Raw genomic sequence first — 20854 nt, 5'->3', positions numbered from 1 at the left:
ATTCCCTACAGACCCATAGAACCCAATTTCAATTCAATTTTTGAATTCCCTTTCGCAATCGACTCGTAAATAGCTTTAACAATTATCATATCTCGTTTACCCATTTCACCAGGTGCAACGTTTGGGGTACCATTCAAAATATGTCTTGCAAAATCATCCATCTGCAATTTTTGCTGGCGTTCATGCGGGAAACTCAAGTCTCCGCTGGAGGTTTTACCTGCCAATGGTCCATATGAACTTGCAGGATTTAATTCAAACCACCCCTTGTCACATGAGCCATACATCCTGTTTACATTTGTATTATGTGACGTCATGATATTACCAAAGGCTCCGCTTGAAAATTCGAATTGTGCGGTGATGGTCTCATCGGTATCCTTAAAATAATCGGGCCTTGAGCTAAACTCCTGTGCAGTTACTGATATTGGGTTCTCTCCGGTTCCATAAATTGCGCTTTGGATCGCATAAACCCCCATGTTCATTAAGGCCCCTCCACCAGAAAGCGCTTTATTCAATCGCCATTGATCCGGATTGCCACCAGATCTGTAGGCAGCTTCCGCGGATATATACTGTACATTTCCAAAAACTTTTTCATCAACCAATCTCTTTATTTCCTGAGTATAAGGCTCCGAATGCAGACGATAACCCACACTTAATTTAACATTCGCTTGCTTACATGCTTCAATTATTGCATCGCATTCCTCGACACTAACGGCCATAGGTTTTTCGCATATAACATGTTTCCCTGCTTTGGCAGCTCTTATGGAGAAATCGGCATGCATAGCATTAGGAAGAACAACGTAAACTATATCTATGGAATCGTTAGATACGATACTATCAAAATTCTCATAATTATAAACATTTGCGCGGGGAATAGCATATTTATCCTGCCATACCTTTTCTTTTTCAGGAGTTCCGGTAACTATCCCTGCTAAATAGCAATGTTCACAGTCCAATAAAGAAGGTGCTAGTTGATACGTGCTGTAGCTTCCTAAACCTACCAATGCCACGCCTAATTTCTTCTTGTCCTGTTTTTGCTCACCCATTGCACAAGCCCAGGGTATACCGCCTAGTAAGGTAGCTCCACCAATTCCTTTAGACAGTGTTTTATTAAAAGTTCTTCTGGTTATATTCTTCATGTTCACCGAATTAGTTGTTAAAAGGTATTTTTTCTAAGCTAAATTTAAATATAGTGAACAAATTTCTATTCTTTTTAATCTTAATATTTAGGATAATCAGTTTTATCATTCAAATTCCATATTTTAGGGCTTTCTAAAACCACCAAAAATGAAAAGATTGTTCCTGTTCTCCCTTTTGATGTTAGGCCTCAATATCACTTTATCTCAAAATCGCAAATTACCAATAGATACTGTAGTAACTACACAGCATAGTGTCACTGTTAACGGTACCGCATTTACATATACCGCAAAAACCGGTACTCAACCGGTCTGGGATGAATTAGGAGAGCCAATGGCGTCGTTGCATTACACCTATTATACTCGTAACAATGTAAAGGATAGGGCTAGTCGTCCATTACTAATATCGTTTAACGGAGGGCCAGGATCTGGTTCAGTTTGGATGCATTTGGCATATACAGGACCCAGGATTTTAAAGATTGACGACGAAGGCTATCCTGTTCAACCCTACGGTGTAAAAGAAAACCCTTATTCTATATTAGATGTAACAGATATAGTCTATGTAAATCCAGCTAATACAGGATATTCCCGGACCATTCCCGAAAGTGGAAAAGAAGTGGACCGCAGTAAATTTTTTGGTATTAATGCAGATATAAAATATCTGGCAGAATGGCTGAATACCTTTGTCACCCGCAATAACAGATGGAGCTCTCCTAAATATATAATTGGTGAAAGTTATGGCGGTACCAGAGTAATGGGATTGGCGCTTGCACTTCAAAACCAGCAGTGGATGTATTTAAACGGTGTTATCATGGTTTCCCCTGCAGATTACAAAGTAATTCGTGTTGGCGGCCCCGTAAGCAGTGCTTTAAATTTACCTTATTATACAGCGGCAGCCTGGTATCAAAAAGCTTTAGACAGCGATCTTCAACAAAAAGATTTATTGGATATTTTACCTGAATCAGAGGCTTTTACAATTAATACAGTACTCCCTGCTATTGCAAAAGGAGGATTTATTAGTGAAACGGAGAAAAATACAGTTGCGGAGAAAATGGCATATTATTCAGGGCTTACTAAAAAGGAAATATTAGATCATAATCTGGTAGTTCCTACTTCGTATTTCTGGAAAGGGTTATTAAGAGACCGCAGCGGTAATACTATTGGTAGACTAGATAGCCGATATTTGGGAATAGATAAGCAAATTTCGGGAACTGCGCCAGATTATAACCCCGAACTAACTTCCTGGTTACATAGCTTCACACCAGCTATAAATTATTACCTGCAAGAAGAACTTCAATTTAAAACAGATATCAAATATAATATGTTTGGCCCCGTACGTCCGTGGGATAATAAAGATGATGACACAAGAGATAATCTGAGACAGGCCATGGCACAGAACCCTTATCTGCATGTATTGGTTCAGTCCGGATATTATGACGGTGCCACTACTTATTTCAATGCCAAATATACCATGTGGCAGGTAGACCCCAGTGGTCGCATGAGAGATCGGTTTGAATTTAAAGGTTATCGAAGTGGACATATGATGTACTTGCGCAAAGAAGATTTGCAAAAAGCCAACTCCGATATTAGGCTATTTATTGAAAAAACCATGGCAAAAGGAAAATCTGCCAAGTATTAAAGATCTTAACAAATATTAATTAATTTTCGCACTACCCTGCAAACTGATTTTTATTTCTTTAGCCGAAATAAATAGCAGATCCCTCGTGAGTTAATCTTTGTTTGGCGATAAATTTTATCGCTAAGTTTTCGATATATAACTCCTTACCCTACACTTTTATGACTACTTAAGCGTTAATAGTAGATATAAAAGTGATTAATAAACAAATATTTACGTTATGAAAAATTGGAGAGTATATGGCATTTTAATGGCCTTTGCCTTTATTTTTACAACTTCCTGTGATAACTCTGATGAAGCCACAGATGAAGCCAATAACCTGGCGTTACCGTTATATGAATCAATGGTTATAGATTTTAGCAATTTTACCGATGATTCAAATACAGGGAAAAGTACAGCCCAGGCTTATAATAACAAAGCGCCCAATGGCAATTGGTTTTTTTCACGAATTGTTGTGGGAGTATGGAATTCAGCCCTTTTTACTAACCTGGCCGTGCCTGTAGCCTCTTTCAAATCTGCTTTTGCAAGTACCCCTGAAGATTTAGGAGATAATAAATGGCAATGGACTTATAGTGTAGATGGCTTTACCAGCGAATATACGGCGCGTCTTACAGGAAAGGTAACCGGAGAAGAAGTTCTTTGGGAAATGTACATAACCAAGATAGGAATTGGAGCTTTTGAAGAATTCTTGTGGTTTTCAGGGAGTTCTGCAATGGATGGCAATAGTGGTTTTTGGTTATTAAATGAAAGTGCGGAGAGACCAGAAGCAATGTTAAGAATAGACTGGGAGCGTTCAAATGACGAAATTGGTAGTATTCGATATACTTGGGTCAGAGAACTGGATGAACAAGAGAATGACGACATGTTTAAAGACAGCTATCTTGAATATGGACTTCAGGACGGTGATTTAGATGCCTATTTTAAAGCATACGCTTATGACAGTAATAAGCAGGATTTTAGTGATGTTAGAATTGAATGGAGTAGAGCAACATTTATGGGAAGAGTAAGGGCATTTGATTATTTCGAAGATGAAGAATGGCATTGTTGGGATAGTAATGGCGATGACGTACTATGTGAATAATTAAGAATTTTAAGGATCTATAGCCCTGCATTTGTTTAAATGCAGGGCTTTTAAATTTTTAATATCTCTAGAATTACAATTTCCAATTGATATTAAATTTAGTTATTTATGTTTTCTACATTTTGTATCTTTTGAAACATTAAAATATAACTTTCCATTATGATTTTAACAAAGCCAAAAAGCCTTTTAGTTATCTGTCTTTTTTTAATGGTTTCTATTTTGAGTGCCCAGGATTGGGCACAACTTGGACACTTTGACGCTGCTAACAAAGAATTACCCGATGCCAAAACCAATGAGCACCGTGTGGTATTTATGGGAAACTCCATCACCATCGGATGGTCTCATAGTCAACCTGAATTCTTTGAGGGTAAACCCTATGTAAATAGAGGAATAAGTGGCCAGACAACCCCCCAAATGCTGGTACGGTTCAGACAAGATGTGATTGATCTAAAGCCTAAAGTGGTGGTCATTCTTGCCGGAACTAATGACATCGCTGGTAACACAGGACCATCAACCTTGCAAATGATTGCAGACAATATAATGTCTATGGCAGAATTGGCAGAAGCCAATGGTATAAAAGTAGTTTTATGTTCCGTATTACCTGCTTATGATTATCCCTGGCGTAAAGGGCTTATGCCAAATGAAAAAATACCCGCGCTGAATACTATGATAAAGAGCTATGTCAATAGTAAAGGCCTTGTCTACCTGGATTATTTTTCGGCAATGACCGATGATAAAAACGGCCTAAGGGAAGATCTTGGTAGTGACGGGGTTCACCCTAATAAAAAAGGGTATGAGCTAATGGCTCCATTGGCCGAAAAAGCAATCGCCAAGGCATTAAGTAAGAATTAGTTCTGTACTAGTGCAATGGGATCGTTTACTCTTTCCGCTATTGCTAAAAGTAGTACGGGAAGGTTATACTTTACCGCCTTTTTCACCTTACGGTATTGAAAACAATACCATGGTGATTCAGGTCCTGAAGGTTGCCGAAATTTCCGCAAAAAATGAATTCATTATGCTTTGGAATGTTTTTTTGGAAACAATAAAATAAAGTCGACAATTGCTCTTTTAATGAAAAATCATCTGATTAGTGTATTAATTCCATTTAAAAATACTTCGGTTTACCTTCCGGAGTGCGTTGATTCGATTTTATCTCAGAGTTACCAAAACTGGGAAGTCATTGCTATAGACGATCATTCGGAGGACAATAGTCTTAGTATAGTTGAACATTATTCATCAAGAGATACCAGAATAAAAGTACATCCAAATAAAGGAAATGGTATAATTTCTGCACTTAGGACGGCTTATAATTTAAGCAAAGGTGAATTGTTGACAAGAATGGATTCTGATGATATAATGAACTCCAATAAGCTGGAAATTATGGCTTCCTCATTGGAAAAACATGGAAAAGGACATATTGCAGTAGGAGGTGTTCGTTATTTTTCTGATCGTGGAATAAGCAATGGGTACGAGCGATATGAAAAATGGTTGAACAAACTCACTGCCACAGGAGCAAACTACTCTGAAATCTATAAGGAATGTGTTATCCCCTCCCCTTGCTGGATGGTCTACAAAAAAGATTTAGAAGAATGTGGTGCCTTTGAGCCCAATAGATACCCGGAAGACTATGATCTTACGTTTCGATTTTATGAGCGGGGTTTGCAATGTATTCCGTGTAACGAGATATTACACAGATGGCGTGACTATGAAAGTAGAACCTCAAGAACCAGTGAGCACTATGCTCAGAATTATTTTTTGCATATAAAACTACATTACTTTCTAAAGCTTCACCATGATCACAGGCGACCTTTAACCGTTTGGGGTGCGGGGAACAAAGGAAAAAGTATTGCCAGAGATTTGTTACAGCAGAATATTCCGTTTCATTGGTTATGCGACAACCCAAATAAAATCGGCAAAACTATATATGGTAAGGAAATGAAGCATTTTAATTATTTGCCTAATCTGGAAAAGCCAATAAGTATAGTTACGGTTGCAAATGAAGAGGCCCAGGCAATGATCACAAATTTCTTCTCAAATTTGGGACAATCTTCAATGGTCGATTATTTTTTCTTTTGTTAAAGAATTTTTTCTTTTAAACAGCCTTAAATAATCTATTTCCAACGCACTTAGCTTAAATATTACTTTCATTTGTTCATTCAACGCGTTTCATTACCAATTTTGTCATAATTACTAGGCAATATCTTCTCAATACTTTATATATTTGTCAAATCAAAATTGGGAATGCTGTTTAAATATCCGGAACTCCTTTGGGCCTTTTTTCTGCTACTGATTCCCATATTAATTCACCTCTTTCAACTTCGGAGATTTAAAAAAACACCATTTACTAACGTAAAGCTTTTACAAAAAGTAGTTGCGCAATCTCGCAAAAGCAGTACGATAAAAAAATGGCTTTTACTTTTTTCCCGGGTATTAGTGCTTTCCGGCCTTATCCTTGCTTTTTCACAGCCCTATTTCGCTAAGGAATCGGCTTCATACGCCAAAGAAACCGTAATATATCTGGACAACTCATTTAGCATGCAGGCCAAAACAGAAAATGGAACCCTGCTCCAGGATGCAGTTCAGAAGTTATTACAAGGTCTGCCTAAGGATAATACTTTTAGTCTTTTTACAAATGATAAAGTCTTTACTAATATTACCTTAATGGATATTCGCAATGAACTTTTATCCCTGCCATATACTTATAGTCAGTTGGGATTTAAGGATATCCTTCTCAAAGCAAAAAATTTCTTTAGCGAAGATGAAAAATCTGTTAAATATTTGGTTCTGGTCTCAGATTTTCAAAACAGAACCGCTATTCAGGAATCCGATACTCTTGGAAATATCCAAACTTTTATGGTTCGACTTAGGGCAGAAAATCTTGATAATACTGTTTTGGATTCGGCATATATAGCTGAGGTAAATGCAGCTACAATAGACCTCTCGGTGAATTTAACTACCACAGCTGCTTTAGAAACGATCCCTGTTTCTTTATACAATGATGATAAGTTAATTGCTAAAACAGCTGCAACTTTTGATAAGAACAGAAAATCTAATGTTGTATTTACATTACCATCTAATGAAGTCATTAGAGGTAAAATTGAAATATCAGATATTGGATTGCCTTATGACAATCAGTTGTTTTTTAATATTAACCAGAAGGACAAAATCAAAGTATTGTCTGTTAGTGAGTCAGATAGTGAATTTTTAAAAAGAATATTTACCGAAGATGAATTCATATATGCGGATGTGCAAATGAATAATATTAATTACAGCATACTGGAGTCGCAAAACTTAATAATTTTAAATGAATTAAAAACTATTCCCGTCTCTCTCAAAAATACTTTAAGCAATTATACTCAAAAAGGTGGTCATTTAATGATTATCCCATCTTTTGATGCTAATATAGAGAGCTATAATAGTTTCATCGGAAATTATTATTCTTCTTCATTTGTAAACAGACTTGATGAAGAACGCAATGTAACGGAAATTAACTTTGATCATCCTCTTTATAAAAATGTATTTGCCCAAAGAATAAGCAATTTTCAATATCCAAGGGTGAAAAGCTATTTCAAAACCAGAACAACGGCCCCAAAAATACTTTCATTACAGGATCAATCAGCTTTCCTTGTAGGACTGGATGGCCTATACTTGTTCACAGCTCCAATCGTTAATACAAATTCTAATTTTAAGAATTCGCCTCTTATCGTGCCTACAATCTATAGTATTGGGGCAAATAGTCTTAAATCGCCTGAATTATACAATACCCTGGGTCAAAAAACCACCATAGATGTCAAGACTGTAATGGCAAGCGATAATATTTTAAAGGTTTCCCGGAAAGAATATGAATTTATCCCTGAACAGCAGTCTTTTTCTAATAGAACTACCTTAACCTTTGATTACAATCCTAATAATGATGGTATTTATGTGATAAGTGAAGAATCCAGACCCATTCAAAATATAAGTTTTAATTACCCCAGAACGGAAAGCGAATCTATATATGCCGATTTGGACATATTAAATAGTAATGCCACCTTAAATAATTTAACTGAAGTCTTTGAAACCATGGAAAAAGACAACAGAGTAACTGAGCTATGGAAATGGTTTACTATTTTTGCTTTGCTTTTTATGCTGGCCGAAGTTCTTATTCAAAAAATATTTAAATGAACATACTTCTAAAATCTGCCACAATTGTTGATAAATCCAACAGTAAACTTCATTTAAAAAAACGTGATATCCTTATTCTTAATGGGGTTATTGAAGAAATATCTACCTCGATTAAACCTGCAGGGAATATAAAAACACTAAACTTCAAAAATTTGCATGTCTCTGCTGGTTGGTTCGATAGCAGTGTAAGTTTTGGGGAACCAGGATATGAAGAACGTGAAACCATTAATAACGGCCTCATGGTGGCTGCACGAAGCGGTTATACAGATATTGTTCTTAACACTAATACCAATCCACTACCCGATAGCAGTGGCGCAATTGTTTTTTTGAAAAATGCTGCCAAAGAACAACCGACAAAATTACACCCTTTGGGGACACTTACGGTTCTTAGTGAAGGCATTGATCTTGCTGAGCTTTATGACATGCAGAATTCAGGAGCTGTTGGATTCTATGATTTTAAGAGATCTATTTCGAATTCCAATCTATTAAAGATAGCCTTGCAATACTCCCAGGATTTTAATGGATTAGTTTACTCTTTTCCAATGGATAAACAAATCATGAGCAAGGGTATTGTTAATGAAGGTATTTCATCTACAAGGGTTGGTTTAAAGGGAATTCCGGCGCTGGCGGAAGAACTTCAAATTGCCAGAGACCTTTTTATTCTGGAATATACGGGTGGATATCTCCATATCCCAACGATATCTACAGCCAGGTCCGTGAGGCTTATTGGCGAAGCTAAACGGAAGGGTCTTAATGTAAGTTGTAGTGTTGCTGTACATAACTTGCTATTTTCTGACGAGGTTTTGGACAGCTTCGATAGTAATTACAAAGTTTTACCCCCACTTCGCACCAGTAAAGATATCAATGCTTTGATAAAAGGTCTTAAAGAAGGTATTATTGATTTTGTGACTTCAGATCATACGCCAATTGATATTGAAGAAAAACGAATAGAATTTGATAATGCAGCTTATGGCACAATAGGCCTTGAAAATGCGTTTGGTGTCTTAAATAAGCTATTCGACACTGAAATGGCCGTCACCCTTTTATCTAAAGGAAGAGAACGCTATGGATTAAGTCCGGTGGCTATAAAAAAAGGTTCTTTGGCCAATCTTACTCTTTTTGATCCTGAATCCGAATACATTTTTACAAAAGAAAATTGTAATTCTACTTCAAAAAACAGTATGTTTTTTGGTAAAAAAATGAAAGGCAAGGTTTACGGAATAATAGCAAACAATCAAATAATCGTCTGAACCAATTATAGTTTATATAGCAATAAAAAAATAAAGATTTGGGACAAGATTCGGTAGCAAAAGGAAAAACAACGGCGATAATAGCTTATTTCACCATTATTGGATCTTTAATAGCAATTACTATGAATATGGAACCTAAAAATGAATTTGCGAGATTCCATACAAGGCAAGCATTCGGTTTGCATCTGGTTTTTATGGGATGTGCGCTTTTCTTAAGTCAATGGTTCAATTTTTTTGTTTGGGTAGGTTTGTATGTATTTTACTTTGCTCTCTGGATATATGGTCTTGTTGGAGCTTTGAACAATAAAAAACAACCGGTTCCAATCTTGGGAACTTCATTTCAGCAATGGTTTAGCTTTATTCAGTAATATGAAAACAGTTCCCTTATCCTTATATCATATAATTCGCCCTTCAATAACAGAACATGGCCGCCCACCTGTTATATTTCTCTTTCACGGCTATGGCAGCAATGAAGAAGATTTATTTTCATTCGCCTCAGAATTACCTCCGGAATGTTTTATTATTTCTGCAAGGGGCCCACACCCTTTGCCCCCCTTTGGTAATGCCTGGTATGCTATTAACTTTGATGCATCCTATGGAAAATGGAGTGATGAGAAACAGGCTATCTCATCCAGAAACAAAATTGTAGATTTTATTGAGGAAGCCTGTGAAGCCTATTTGCTGGATAAAGACAATGTAACCTTGTTGGGGTTTAGCCAGGGCACGGTATTGAGTTATGCGGTTGCGCTTTCATATCCGGATAAGGTTAAAAATGTGGTGGCCCTAAGCGGCTATATAGATGAGAATATTCTCGAGAAGAATTATACCCAAAAAGACCATAAAAACCTAAATATTTATGTATCCCACGGTCAGGTAGACCAGGTAATCCCGCCTGAATGGGCTCAAAAAGCACCTATTCTCTTAAAAAAGCTTGGTATTAACTTTAAATATGAGGAATTTCCAGTAGGCCATGGGGTATCGGCCGAAAATTTTTACTCCTTTAGAAAATGGCTTGAAGAAAATATTTAATTGCTCCTGGTATATAAAAGATGATCCATCATTGTAAAATCAACACTCATATTATCTTTTAACTCGTATTTCAAAAGAAGTTCTCCCCAGAATTTACCATCGGAAAAATCGGCTATTATCCATTGATGATTCAGTATTTTAATCTTATTGATCTTAAAATCACTTTCCATACCCTCATAGGGCACCAACGGATTATCTCCTTTTTGTTCATTGGTTTCCAATAACTTATCTGAAATATAACCCGAAGGGTTGTCCAGGCCAAGATGATCATAATATGACAGGGCATCGTCATTATTTTGCAATGAAAAATATTGCATATCAAAAACCTGAAGTTGTAATTTTTGAACAGAATCCTGAAGTACACTAACTTCAGACTCCAGATTCTGAATTTTTAAATCCTTACTCTCTAACATGGTATTGCTGCTTACAAATAGGTAAAGCGATAACAAAGAAGCAAAAATGAACAGGTAAATAAATATTCTACTTTTCATAAATTTAAAGAATCAAGTATCAAACTAACTAAAATTATTGTTTTGTAGCTCAAACCGAGACAACAAGATTATCATAGGCCAGGTGTACATTATCAGGCAATTTTTCTTCCACTTCATCATGAAAACCCAAATAATGGCTAATATGAGAAAGATATGCTATGTCAGGTTTAATTATATCAACTAATTTAAGAGCTTCTTCAAGGTTTAAGTGAGAGTGATGTGGTTCTATACGTAATGCATTTACAGATAGTACCTTAACTCCCTTTATCTTATGTATTTCTTTACTAGATATGGTCTTAACATCGGTAAGGTACGCAAAGTCACCTATTCTAAATCCATATACCCTTAACCGGTTATGAAAAGCCTCAATTGGTATTGCTTCTTGGTCCCCTATTATGAAAGGTTCATTATTCTGTATCAGGTTAACCTTTACTGCCGGAGCCCCGGGATACCTGTTCTCGTCGGCAAAAATATAGTCAAATCTCCTTTTTAAAGAGACGATTACATCTTCATGCGCATAAACAGGAATGTCACCCTGTCTAAAGAAAAAAGGGCGGATATCATCTATCCCTGCTGTATGATCTGAATGTTCATGAGTAAAGAGAATACCATCTAATTTGGAAACTTTATGAGTTAACATCTGTTGCCGGAAATCAGGACCACAATCAATTACAAAATTATAGTCTTTCCATGAAACAAGCACAGAAACTCGAAGTCTTTTGTCCTTGGGGTTTTTACTTAAACAGACCGGATGATTGCTGCCAATAACCGGTATTCCTTGCGATGTGCCAGTGCCTAAAAAAGTTATTTTCAACCTGTCATCTATTTATTTCAAATTTATAACATATTTATTTAATAGATACCCCAATCTTGTTAACTTTGCCGTAAGCAAACTATACATATGGCTTCAGTCTTCAAAAAGGATCCTGCTTTTGAAAATATTCCCTCAATAAAAGCTAAGACTCTTAGAATAAATCTAAATCCCGATATCTATGGGACTTTTGCGGAAATAGGGGCCGGACAAGAGACCGCCAGGTGGTTTTTTAGATCAGGTGGTGCCTCTGGGACCATAGCAAAAGCTATGAGTGCCTATGACAAGTCTTTCAGCGATGCCGTTTATGGTGTGGAAACTGAAGGCAGGTATGTTACCCAAAGTAGACTAAAAAAGATGCTCTCTCATGAAATGCATCTTATGGAAGAGCGTATTAGCAGGGATAAAAATCCGGATAAACTGTTTTTTACTTACGCAAATACGGTAGCAACTATAGACTTTTCAAAGCGATATAAAGGCCATGGCTGGGTAGGCCTCCGTTTTCAATTAGATCCAACCCAAAAGGAATTTGACGAGATCATATTACATGTCAGGTTTAAGCAAAATGAAGCCCGTTTGCAACAGGAGACCTTGGGAATAGTTGGAGTGAACCTTATCTATGGTGCCTTTTATAAGTATAATAAACCAAGAAAACTATTAAAATACCTATATGATCATATTGACCGGGATACCCTGGAGATTGATATGGTAAATTTCTCAGGCCCAAACTTTAAAAACGTTGACAATAGACTTATGAGTCTTCAGCTTATCAGATATGATATGACTGATGCTGTCATGTTTGGCCCTGACGGTAACAATCTTCTTCCGGCTGCTATTCTTTATAAAAAGAATATTCTTGCGCTTAGAGGGAGTTTTAGGCCGGTAACTAAGGTGAACATGGATATGTTTGAAAAGTCTTATGAAATTTTTATTCGTGATCCGGCCGTTGATGAAGACAATTCTATAGTAATATTTGAAATCACATTGTCTAATCTAAAAGCGTCCGGTGAAATAGATGAAAGTGACTTTATGGACAGGGCCAAATTATTGTGTTCATTAGGACATTCCGTGATGATTTCGAAATTTCAGGAATATTTTAAATTGGTGGAATACTTCAATAATTATACGAAAGCAAAAATTGGTCTTACTATGGGTGTTAATAACCTGGTAGACATATTTGATGAAAAATATTACAGGCATCTGAGCGGAGGTATTTTGGAAGCTTTTGGCAAGTTATTCTTTAAAGAACTCATCGTATATCTTTATCCGATGAAGAATCCTGAGACCGGTCAGATCATGACTAGCAATAATGTTAAGGTTCATCCGAGAATGAAGGAGTTGTACAAATTTTTTAAGTACAATGGGAAAGTTATGGATATTATAGACTACGATCCTGAAATTATGGACATATTCTCCAGAGATGTCTTGAAAAAAATTCAAAGTGGAGAAGGTGGTTGGGAGGAAATGCTACCAGAAGGTATTGCGGAAAAAATAAAGAAAGAACACCTTTTTATGCGAACTACCGATAAACTAGAGGAAAAAGCTTAATGCTTAACTCCATAAAAAAGGCCCTAAAGATTAGGGCCTTTTTTTATGCTGATCATTTCGGATTAAAGAATCTGCGCAGCGTGATCTTTGGTTTTAACTTTGTCAATAACCTTTATAACGAAGCCGTTTCCGTCAATAATAAAAGTCATTCTGTGAATACCATCGTATTCTCTACCCATAAATTTTTTAGGTCCCCAGACTCCAAATGTCTTAATTACGGTATGGTCTTCATCCGCCAAAAGCGGAAATGGAAATTCATATTTATTTCTAAAACCCGCTTGTTTTTTTTGAGAATCTTCACTTACCCCTAGAAGTTCATAACCTTTTGATTGGAGTTCTTCATAATTGTCACGAAGATTACAAGCTTCTGCCGTACATCCGGGTGTATTAGCCCTTGGATAAAAAAATACTACTAACTTCTTACCGGAATAATCGCTTAATTTTACCAAATTGCCATCCTGATCAACAGAAGAAAAATCAGGCACTTTATCACCTTCTTTAAGTGTGTTCATAGTCTATTTTGAATTAAATTTGTGTTTATTTTTTTCATTGTAAAATTAAACAAAAATGACGAAATCGGAAAAAGTATCCTTTACCATAAAAAAATTGCAGGAATTATATCCCGTGATACCTGTTCCTCTTCAGCATAAAGATCCATATACATTGTTAATCGCTGTATTATTATCGGCCCAAAGTACAGATGTACGTGTAAACCAGATAACCCCTATATTATTTGCAAGAGCAGATAATCCCTTCGACATGATTAAATTGTCTGTTGAGGAAATAAAAGAAATTATTAGGCCCGTAGGACTTTCACCGATGAAATCGAAAGGAATACATGGTCTATCCAAAATATTGATCGAAAAATATGAGGGTAATGTCCCTTCAGAAATTAGCTTATTGGAAGAATTACCGGCTGTGGGTCATAAAACCGCAAGTGTAGTAGTCTCTCAGGCCTTTGGTATACCGGCTTTTCCGGTTGATACGCATATTCACCGTCTAATGTATCGTTGGGGTTTTTCCAATGGTAAAAATGTGGTTCAAACCGAGAAAGATGCAAAAAGGTTGTTTCCTAAAGAATTATGGAACGATTTGCATCTTCAGATTATTTGGTATGGCCGTGAATATTCTCCGGCAAGAGGCTGGGATATAGACAAAGATTTAATAACCAAAACGATTGGGAGAAAAAAAGTATTAGAAGATTATTATAAAATTAAAAAGGCCCGCTAATTGCGGGCCATCTTGTCTTAATTCAAAATTGTTTCAAATTTGAATGTCTTGTACTTCGTGATTCTGAAGGACCTGGAATAATTCAGTAAGAACTGAATCGTCTCAGGGCTGGTTTTTGCCAGTTTACAAGCGTTTTGCTCTTCAGAGTAAATTTTTTCCATATTATTATAGTATAGTTATGTTCTAATAACGCAACTAAAATGGAAATATTGCTCGGATGTTATTCCTTGCTCTTAATTTGTTAAAACTATATTGTGTCTTTCAATTATCTTTCTGAGATTTATAAGTGCATATCGCATTCTACCCAGGGCTGTATTTATGCTTACTCCGGTATTTTCAGAAATCTCCTTAAAGCTCATGTCCTTGTATATTCTCATAAGCAGAACTTCTTTTTGGTCATCGGGTAATTCTTCAATCAAAGAACCAAGATCACTATCTATCTGATCTTTAATAATCTGCTTTTCTACATTAAGTTTGTCGTCACCTATAACGGAGAAAATATTAAAATCATCAGTTCCTTCAAACTTAGGCATACGCTTGTTCTTCCTAAAGTGATCAATAATTAAGTTATGCGCAATTCTCATGACCCATGGCAAAAATTTTCCCTCTTCACTATAAGATCCTTTTTTTAGGGTTTTAATTACTTTTATAAAGGTGTCCTGAAAAATATCCTCAGTTATATCCCTATCCATTACCTTGGAATAAATAAAACTACTTATACGTTGGTTGTGTCTGTTTATAAGAACTTCAAGTGCTTTTTCGTCGCCGCTGATATAGTCTCTTACTAATTCTGAGTCGTTAATTTCAAATTCCATAATTCGTAGTATTTTTTTTTGGTTAATATAAAGGAGCTTCTTTTTGATGGACCTTTGGTTACTAGTTTAAATATTTAGTAGTTATGATTTCATAATTACAATTTAAAAGTATTGAAATAGCCATGTCTGAGAAAAACTATGTTGTCAAACCCGTGATTTTTGATGTCAAAGAGCGATTTGGCAAGTAAAGACACAATAAATCCATAATAAATTAGTTGCCAATTGATTTTCCGGAAGCCTGGAAATATTCCCGGATTAATTCCAATTAATTAAATAATCGGCTTCAATAACAAACAGAAACTAAAAATCCCCTTGATGTATTATCAAAGGGATTAATGAATATCCTAATAAAATGGTTATATGGTTAATTCAAGTTATTCTCAAATGTAAGTTCTTTATGTTTTACAATATTTAATGCCTTAGAATACTGAAGCAACAACTGTACACTCTCTGGCTTAACTTTTACAAGCCTGCATTTGTTTTGATGTCTAGGGTAAATCTTTTCCATAAATAATATTGTTATGACCAAATAACGCAACTATTATGAAACCATTTGTATTAGTCGTTATAGAACCTATTAATTCGTTAAAACAATATTGTTCTTTTCTATGATTTTTCTTAAGTTAATTAACGCATATCGCATTCGTCCTAAAGCAGTATTAATGCTTACTCCTGTATTTTCAGATATTTCTTTAAAACTCATATCCTTATATATACGCATTACCAGGACTTCTTTTTGATCATCGGGAAGTTCTTCTATCAATAATCCAAGATCACTGTCTATCTGGTCTTTAATTAACTGTCTCTCAGCATCTAGTTTATCATCCCCCAAAACGGAAAAAATGTTAAAATCATCACTACCTTGAAATTTAGGCATTCGTTTATTTCTTCTAAAATGGTCAATGATCAGATTATGAGCTATTCGCATAACCCAAGGTAAGAACTTACCCTCTTCATTGTAGGCGCCTCTTTTTAAGGTCTTTATTACCTTTATAAAGGTATCCTGAAAGATATCTTCAGTAATAGCCCTGTCCTGGACCTTGGAATAAATAAAACTCGTTAGACGTTGATTGTGCTTGTTTATTAGAATTTCCAGGGATTTTTCATCCCCGCTAATGTAATTCTGAACTAAAATTGAATCCGCGACTTGTAGTTGCATACTAATTACTTTTTTGGTTAAACTTAGGGGCCTTTCTTTTGGGAAAGGACTTTAGTTATTCAGGTTAATGCTCAAAAAAGTAATTTTCGCGTATAGGCGGTTTTTTTTAGTTATTAAGCTTCAAATATAGAGAAAAAATATTTTTTCAAGTAAACAATGTTGTGATATTGCATAATTTAGATGTAAAAGACTACCTATTGGTGTTTGAATTCAACATATCGTATCTTTGCGGACCTAACGGAAGAAATGTCTGCAATAACCGAAGTAAATCCAAAGGAAAACATCATAATCAAAGGGGCTAAACTGCATAATCTTAAAAATATTGATGTAGTTATACCCCGAAATAAATTAGTTGTAATTACCGGGCTTTCGGGTTCAGGTAAATCCAGTCTGGCTTTTGATACCCTCTATGCTGAGGGACAGCGTCGTTACGTAGAAAGCCTTTCCTCATATGCCAGGCAATTCCTTGGTAAATTAGATAAGCCTAAAGTGGATTACATTAAAGGTATTGCTCCGGCAATAGCCATTGAACAAAAGGTAAATTCCACTAATCCACGATCCACAGTGGGTACAACAACAGAAATATATGACTATTTGAAACTTCTCTATGCCAGAATTGGTAAGACCTATTCACCAATTTCCGGTAATGAAGTTAAAAAGCATAACGTATCAGATGTAATTAATCATGTAAAATCTTTTGAAGAAGGCACCAAGCTTTTATTGTTGGCTCCAATTGTTATTTCCAAGGACAGAGATCCGGTAAAATCTTTGCAATTGCTTTCAAAACAAGGTTATGCAAGGATAAAACATAATGGTAAAGTCATCAGGATTGATGAATCTTTACAGGATATTGGTAATAATTTTGAACTGGTTGTAGATCGAATTATTAAGAAGGATGATGAGGATTTTCTTAATCGATTGGCCAATGCAGTGGATACTGCTTTTTTTGAAGGTAAAGGATACTGTTTTATAGAAGAAATCGATAATGGCACGGTGACCCAGTTTAGCAATAAGTTTGAACTGGACGGAATGGTTTTTATGGAACCTAACGCACATCTCTTCAGTTTCAATAATCCTTACGGGGCTTGTCCGCAGTGTGAAGGTTATGGTGATGTTATTGGCATAGATGAAGATCTTGTAATACCTAATTCCGGGTTGTCTGTATTTGAAAATGCTATATTTCCGTGGCGTGGCGAGAGCATGAGTTGGTATAAGGATCAATTAGTAAATTCTGCTTATAAGTTTGATTTTCCCATCCATAAACCATGGTATCAACTTAATGAGGAGCAAAAACTATTGGTCTGGCAAGGCAATGAGCATTTTATAGGAATAGATAAATTTTTCCGGCAATTAGAAGAAAAGAGTTATAAGATCCAGAATAGGGTAATGCTCTCCAGATATAGAGGTAAAACAAGATGCAACTCCTGTAAAGGGAAGCGCCTTAGAATGGAAACCAATTATATTAAGATTGATAAAAAATCTATTTCAGATCTTGTGGAATTATCAATTGAAAACTTAATCACATTTTTTGATACACTTTCATTAAGTGAACACGACCTTCAAATCGCAAAAAGATTATTAGTAGAAATCAAAACCAGGCTAAGTTATTTGGATAAGGTTGGATTGAGCTATTTAACAATCAACAGAAAATCAAATACGCTTTCAGGAGGGGAAAGTCAGCGAATAAATCTGGCGACATCTCTTGGCAGTAGTTTGGTTGGATCCATGTATATCCTGGATGAACCTAGTATTGGCCTGCATCCGAAAGATACAGAGAATCTTATAATGGTTTTAAAATCTCTGAGAGATTTAGGTAATACTGTCATTGTTGTTGAGCATGATGAAGATATAATGCTTGCGGCAGATGAAGTTATTGACATTGGTCCGGAAGCAGGCACCCATGGAGGCGAAGTAGTTGCGCACGGTCCAATGGAGGCAATCCTGAAATCGTCCTCACTTACGGCAGCATACCTGAATGGAACCATGGAAATTGAAATTCCAAAAAAACGCCGAACCTCTAATTACTATATTGAAATTAAGGGAGCCAGGGAAAACAATTTAAAGAATATTGATGTTACTTTCCCCCTTAATATGCTCACGGTAATAACAGGTGTTTCAGGAAGTGGGAAAAGCACATTGGTAAAAAAATTACTTTACCCAATTTTGCTTAAAGAAGTAGGTGGATATGGAGAAAAAGCGGGCCAATATACTGAAATGTCTGGTAAGTATCAGTCTGTAAAAAACGTGGAATTTGTAGATCAAAACCCAATTGGAAGATCTTCTCGCTCTAATCCGGTCACTTATATTAAAGCTTATGATGATATCAGGGCCTTGTTTGCCTCACAAAAATTGAGTAAACTCAGAGGTTATCAAGCCAAACACTTCTCCTTCAATGTAGATGGTGGCAGGTGTGATAAGTGCAAGGGAGAAGGTGAGATTACTGTAGAAATGCAGTTTATGGCTGATGTTCATTTAGAATGCGATACTTGTGGCGGAAAGCGTTTTAAAAAAGAAGTGCTAGAGGTTAAATTCGAAAATGCCAATATTGATGATCTATTGAATATGACCATAGATGATGCCATTGTATTCTTTGAAACTCATGCACAAACTAAAATAGTTGGTAAATTACGACCACTGCAAGAAGTAGGTCTCGGTTATGTTACCTTAGGCCAGTCTTCTTCTACTCTCTCGGGTGGAGAAGCGCAAAGAATTAAGCTGGCATCATTTCTTGTAAAAGGGACAACTAAAGAAAAGGCTTTGTTCATTTTTGACGAACCTACCACCGGGCTTCACTTTCATGACATTAAAAAGCTTTTAAAATCTTTTGACGCTTTAATCGCCAGGGGCCATTCTATTATTGTGATAGAACATAATATTGAATTTATCAAATGTGCAGATCACGTTATAGATCTTGGACCCGAAGGAGGTGCAAAAGGTGGTGAGCTTATTGCGTCAGGCACCCCGGAAGAAATTGTATTGAAAACCAAATCTCATACAGGGCGGTACCTCCGTAAAAAATTACGCTAGTGCCAATTAATAATAGCTTCATTCCCTCTAAAACATTTAAGGTATAGTTGAATTCTTTGGCTATAATAATTTTTAATTACTTGATTTACAATATTTTATAACGATATTAATATTTCTGGCACGTTGTTTGGTATTAGTTGGGTGAATGTAAATAGTTGCATTCGGAAATTTAAAACCTTATATCATGAGAAATTTAATATTCATTTTTACGGCTCTTCTTTTAGGTACTGCGGGTACCATGTCAGCCACAGTGGAAGATAAGGTTGCAATACGCAATGCTTATAAATACAACAATTCTTTCATCTTTGTTGAAAATGGCATTACGTTTTCCGTTTATCCGGATGGAGAATTCGATTTCTATATAGACAACCGTGTTAATGTAGGAGCAAATGTGAATTTCGGAAGTACCAACATTACATTCAATTCAGGTTATGATTATAATCCATATGTTCAATATGATGATTATGGTGCAGTTATTCAAGTTCAAAATGTACCCGTCTTTTACGACTACTATGGTCGTGTTAACCAAATTGGTGGTGTTGATGTATGGTACCGTAATGGAAGAGTGAGAAGAGTTGGTGGAATGTATGTGTATTATAATAACAGAGGGTATTATAGTCATTACACAGGATATGTCAACGTATATAACCAATATTATACATACAGGCCCTATTATAATTATTTTGTAAGACCTGCAGCTGGTTACTGCCTGGTATACAATAGCCCATACAGAAGATATTACAACCCTGTGCGCTATACTTATTACAGACCCTATCAGTATAATCATAGGAGAGCCTATGCCAATGTGGGACATTATTATGACCATGGTAAAAATTACAATAGGCGCAGCAAGGTATACAGGAATGATAATCGTGTAGTTGCTAGAGATAATAGTTCGCGAAGAGGCAGATACGACACTAGTAGTTCAGCAAGAAATACGACAGCAGTAGCACAAAGAGGTAATAATACCAGTGCCAAAAGATCAATAAACAGTACGACTGTAAACAGATCTAATAGAACAGCTGCAAATAGCACAAAGAGGACTATTGTCAATACTGGTAGAAATGCTGAAAGTAATGCTGTTAGAAATGGAACTAAAGGATCTTTGCAGTATACATCAGGTAGAACTATAACAAAAAAGGACGTTGCGGTAACCCCAAGAAGTAAAACAGTTCAGCGCAGCAGCAGTAGTAACTATAAAAGACCGGAAAGAGCTGCATCAAAAAGCCAGACTGTTAGTACTAAAAATGCAACAAAACGCACAGTTGCTTCTAATCCTTCGGGCAGAAGTACTGGAAGTAAAACAATTAGGAAGACAAGCACTGCTCATAAAACAGCAAGCAGAAGTCCTTCCAGGAGTTCCGGAAAAAGTAATAGTGCACGAAGCAGAAGTACAAAAATATAGTAAATATAGTTTTAGGTTGGTTAGTTGTTTAACCCCGCAGTGGATACGTCCCTGCGGGGTTTTTTGTTGGAAATA

18 protein-coding genes are annotated in these 20854 nt (G+C 36.1%); 12 read left to right on the top strand and 6 right to left on the bottom strand.

Features of this window, described 5'->3' with window-relative positions; genetic code table 11:
* Nucleotides 1–5: 5 nt before the first annotated feature.
* Nucleotides 6–1136, bottom strand: a complete 1131-nt coding sequence (locus WBM60_RS03240) for a Gfo/Idh/MocA family protein (RefSeq protein WP_424263816.1) — start codon at nucleotides 1134–1136, stop codon at nucleotides 6–8.
* A 148-nt stretch (nucleotides 1137–1284) separates the two neighbouring features.
* Here WBM60_RS03240 and WBM60_RS03235 point away from each other — a divergent pair, with 148 nt between their 5' ends.
* The 8 genes from WBM60_RS03235 to WBM60_RS03200 all read left to right on the top strand — a co-directional run bounded on the left by WBM60_RS03235 (nucleotide 1285) and on the right by WBM60_RS03200 (nucleotide 10293).
* Nucleotides 1285–2772, top strand: coding sequence for a S10 family peptidase (locus WBM60_RS03235; protein WP_424263818.1), 1488 nt, complete (start codon nucleotides 1285–1287; stop codon nucleotides 2770–2772).
* A 217-nt stretch (nucleotides 2773–2989) separates the two neighbouring features.
* Nucleotides 2990–3850 (top strand): hypothetical protein, encoded by an 861-nt coding sequence (locus tag WBM60_RS03230; RefSeq protein WP_424263820.1) that lies wholly within the window; start codon nucleotides 2990–2992, stop codon nucleotides 3848–3850.
* Nucleotides 3851–4009: 159 nt separating this feature from the next.
* Nucleotides 4010–4702 carry an SGNH/GDSL hydrolase family protein gene (locus tag WBM60_RS03225; RefSeq protein ID WP_424263822.1) on the top strand — a complete coding sequence of 231 codons (693 nt, stop codon included), beginning with the start codon at nucleotides 4010–4012 and terminating at the stop codon, nucleotides 4700–4702.
* A gap of 219 nt (nucleotides 4703–4921) precedes the next feature.
* Nucleotides 4922–5929 carry a glycosyltransferase gene (locus tag WBM60_RS03220; protein WP_424263824.1) on the top strand — a complete coding sequence of 336 codons (1008 nt, stop codon included), beginning with the start codon at nucleotides 4922–4924 and terminating at the stop codon, nucleotides 5927–5929.
* A gap of 162 nt (nucleotides 5930–6091) precedes the next feature.
* Nucleotides 6092–8014: a BatA domain-containing protein gene (locus WBM60_RS03215; RefSeq protein WP_424282752.1), complete on the top strand. Its 1923-nt coding sequence runs from the start codon at nucleotides 6092–6094 to the stop codon at nucleotides 8012–8014.
* Entirely contained in the window at nucleotides 8011–9264 is a 1254-nt protein-coding gene (locus WBM60_RS03210; protein ID WP_424263828.1) for a dihydroorotase, read from the top strand. The genes WBM60_RS03215 and WBM60_RS03210 overlap by 4 nt, the downstream gene beginning before the upstream one ends.
* Nucleotides 9265–9302: 38 nt before the next feature.
* Entirely contained in the window at nucleotides 9303–9632 is a 330-nt protein-coding gene (locus WBM60_RS03205; protein ID WP_299162832.1) for a hypothetical protein, read from the top strand.
* Between the two features lies 1 nt (nucleotide 9633).
* Entirely contained in the window at nucleotides 9634–10293 is a 660-nt protein-coding gene (locus WBM60_RS03200; RefSeq protein ID WP_424263831.1) for an alpha/beta hydrolase, read from the top strand.
* On the opposite strand, the gene WBM60_RS03195 is transcribed toward WBM60_RS03200, so the two are convergent.
* Both WBM60_RS03195 and WBM60_RS03190 read right to left on the bottom strand, forming a co-directional pair.
* Nucleotides 10290–10784, bottom strand: coding sequence for a hydrolase (locus WBM60_RS03195; protein WP_299162837.1), 495 nt, complete (start codon nucleotides 10782–10784; stop codon nucleotides 10290–10292). The two genes, WBM60_RS03200 and WBM60_RS03195, sit on opposite strands and share 4 nt — an antisense overlap.
* Before the next feature lie 49 nt (nucleotides 10785–10833).
* The gene (locus tag WBM60_RS03190) at nucleotides 10834–11598 is read right to left on the bottom strand and encodes an MBL fold metallo-hydrolase (protein WP_424263833.1); all 765 of its coding nucleotides are present in this window, start codon (nucleotides 11596–11598) and stop codon (nucleotides 10834–10836) included.
* 87 nt (nucleotides 11599–11685) lie between these two features.
* Here WBM60_RS03190 and WBM60_RS03185 point away from each other — a divergent pair, with 87 nt between their 5' ends.
* On the top strand, nucleotides 11686–13143 hold the full coding sequence (locus WBM60_RS03185; protein WP_424263835.1) for a TonB-dependent receptor: 1458 nt from the start codon (nucleotides 11686–11688) through the stop codon (nucleotides 13141–13143).
* Between the two features lie 62 nt (nucleotides 13144–13205).
* Here WBM60_RS03185 and bcp read toward each other — a convergent pair whose 3' ends face one another.
* Nucleotides 13206–13655 carry a thioredoxin-dependent thiol peroxidase gene (bcp, locus tag WBM60_RS03180; RefSeq protein WP_424263837.1) on the bottom strand — a complete coding sequence of 150 codons (450 nt, stop codon included), beginning with the start codon at nucleotides 13653–13655 and terminating at the stop codon, nucleotides 13206–13208.
* Between the two features lie 55 nt (nucleotides 13656–13710).
* Between bcp and WBM60_RS03175 the strand changes: the two genes are divergently transcribed.
* Nucleotides 13711–14373, top strand: a complete 663-nt coding sequence (locus WBM60_RS03175) for an endonuclease III domain-containing protein (RefSeq protein WP_424263839.1) — start codon at nucleotides 13711–13713, stop codon at nucleotides 14371–14373.
* Nucleotides 14374–14606: 233 nt separating this feature from the next.
* Here the strand turns inward: WBM60_RS03175 and WBM60_RS03170 are convergent, their stop codons facing one another.
* Entirely contained in the window at nucleotides 14607–15188 is a 582-nt protein-coding gene (locus tag WBM60_RS03170) for an RNA polymerase sigma factor (protein WP_424263841.1), read from the bottom strand.
* 577 nt (nucleotides 15189–15765) lie between these two features.
* A complete protein-coding gene (locus WBM60_RS03165; RefSeq protein WP_424263845.1) occupies nucleotides 15766–16347 on the bottom strand; it encodes a sigma-70 family RNA polymerase sigma factor in 582 nt (193 codons plus the stop codon).
* Between the two features lie 246 nt (nucleotides 16348–16593).
* Here WBM60_RS03165 and uvrA point away from each other — a divergent pair, with 246 nt between their 5' ends.
* Both uvrA and WBM60_RS03155 read left to right on the top strand, forming a co-directional pair.
* On the top strand, nucleotides 16594–19374 hold the full coding sequence (gene uvrA / locus WBM60_RS03160) for an excinuclease ABC subunit UvrA (RefSeq protein WP_424277984.1): 2781 nt from the start codon (nucleotides 16594–16596) through the stop codon (nucleotides 19372–19374).
* 184 nt (nucleotides 19375–19558) lie between these two features.
* Complete coding sequence (locus WBM60_RS03155) at nucleotides 19559–20779, top strand: hypothetical protein (protein ID WP_424262211.1); 1221 nt, start codon at nucleotides 19559–19561, stop codon at nucleotides 20777–20779.
* Nucleotides 20780–20854 lie beyond the last annotated feature (75 nt).

It is taken from the genome of Eudoraea sp. (assembly GCF_049669105.1).
GTDB lineage: Bacteria > Bacteroidota > Bacteroidia > Flavobacteriales > Flavobacteriaceae > Eudoraea.
This window is presented reverse-complemented; position numbering and strand designations above follow the sequence as displayed.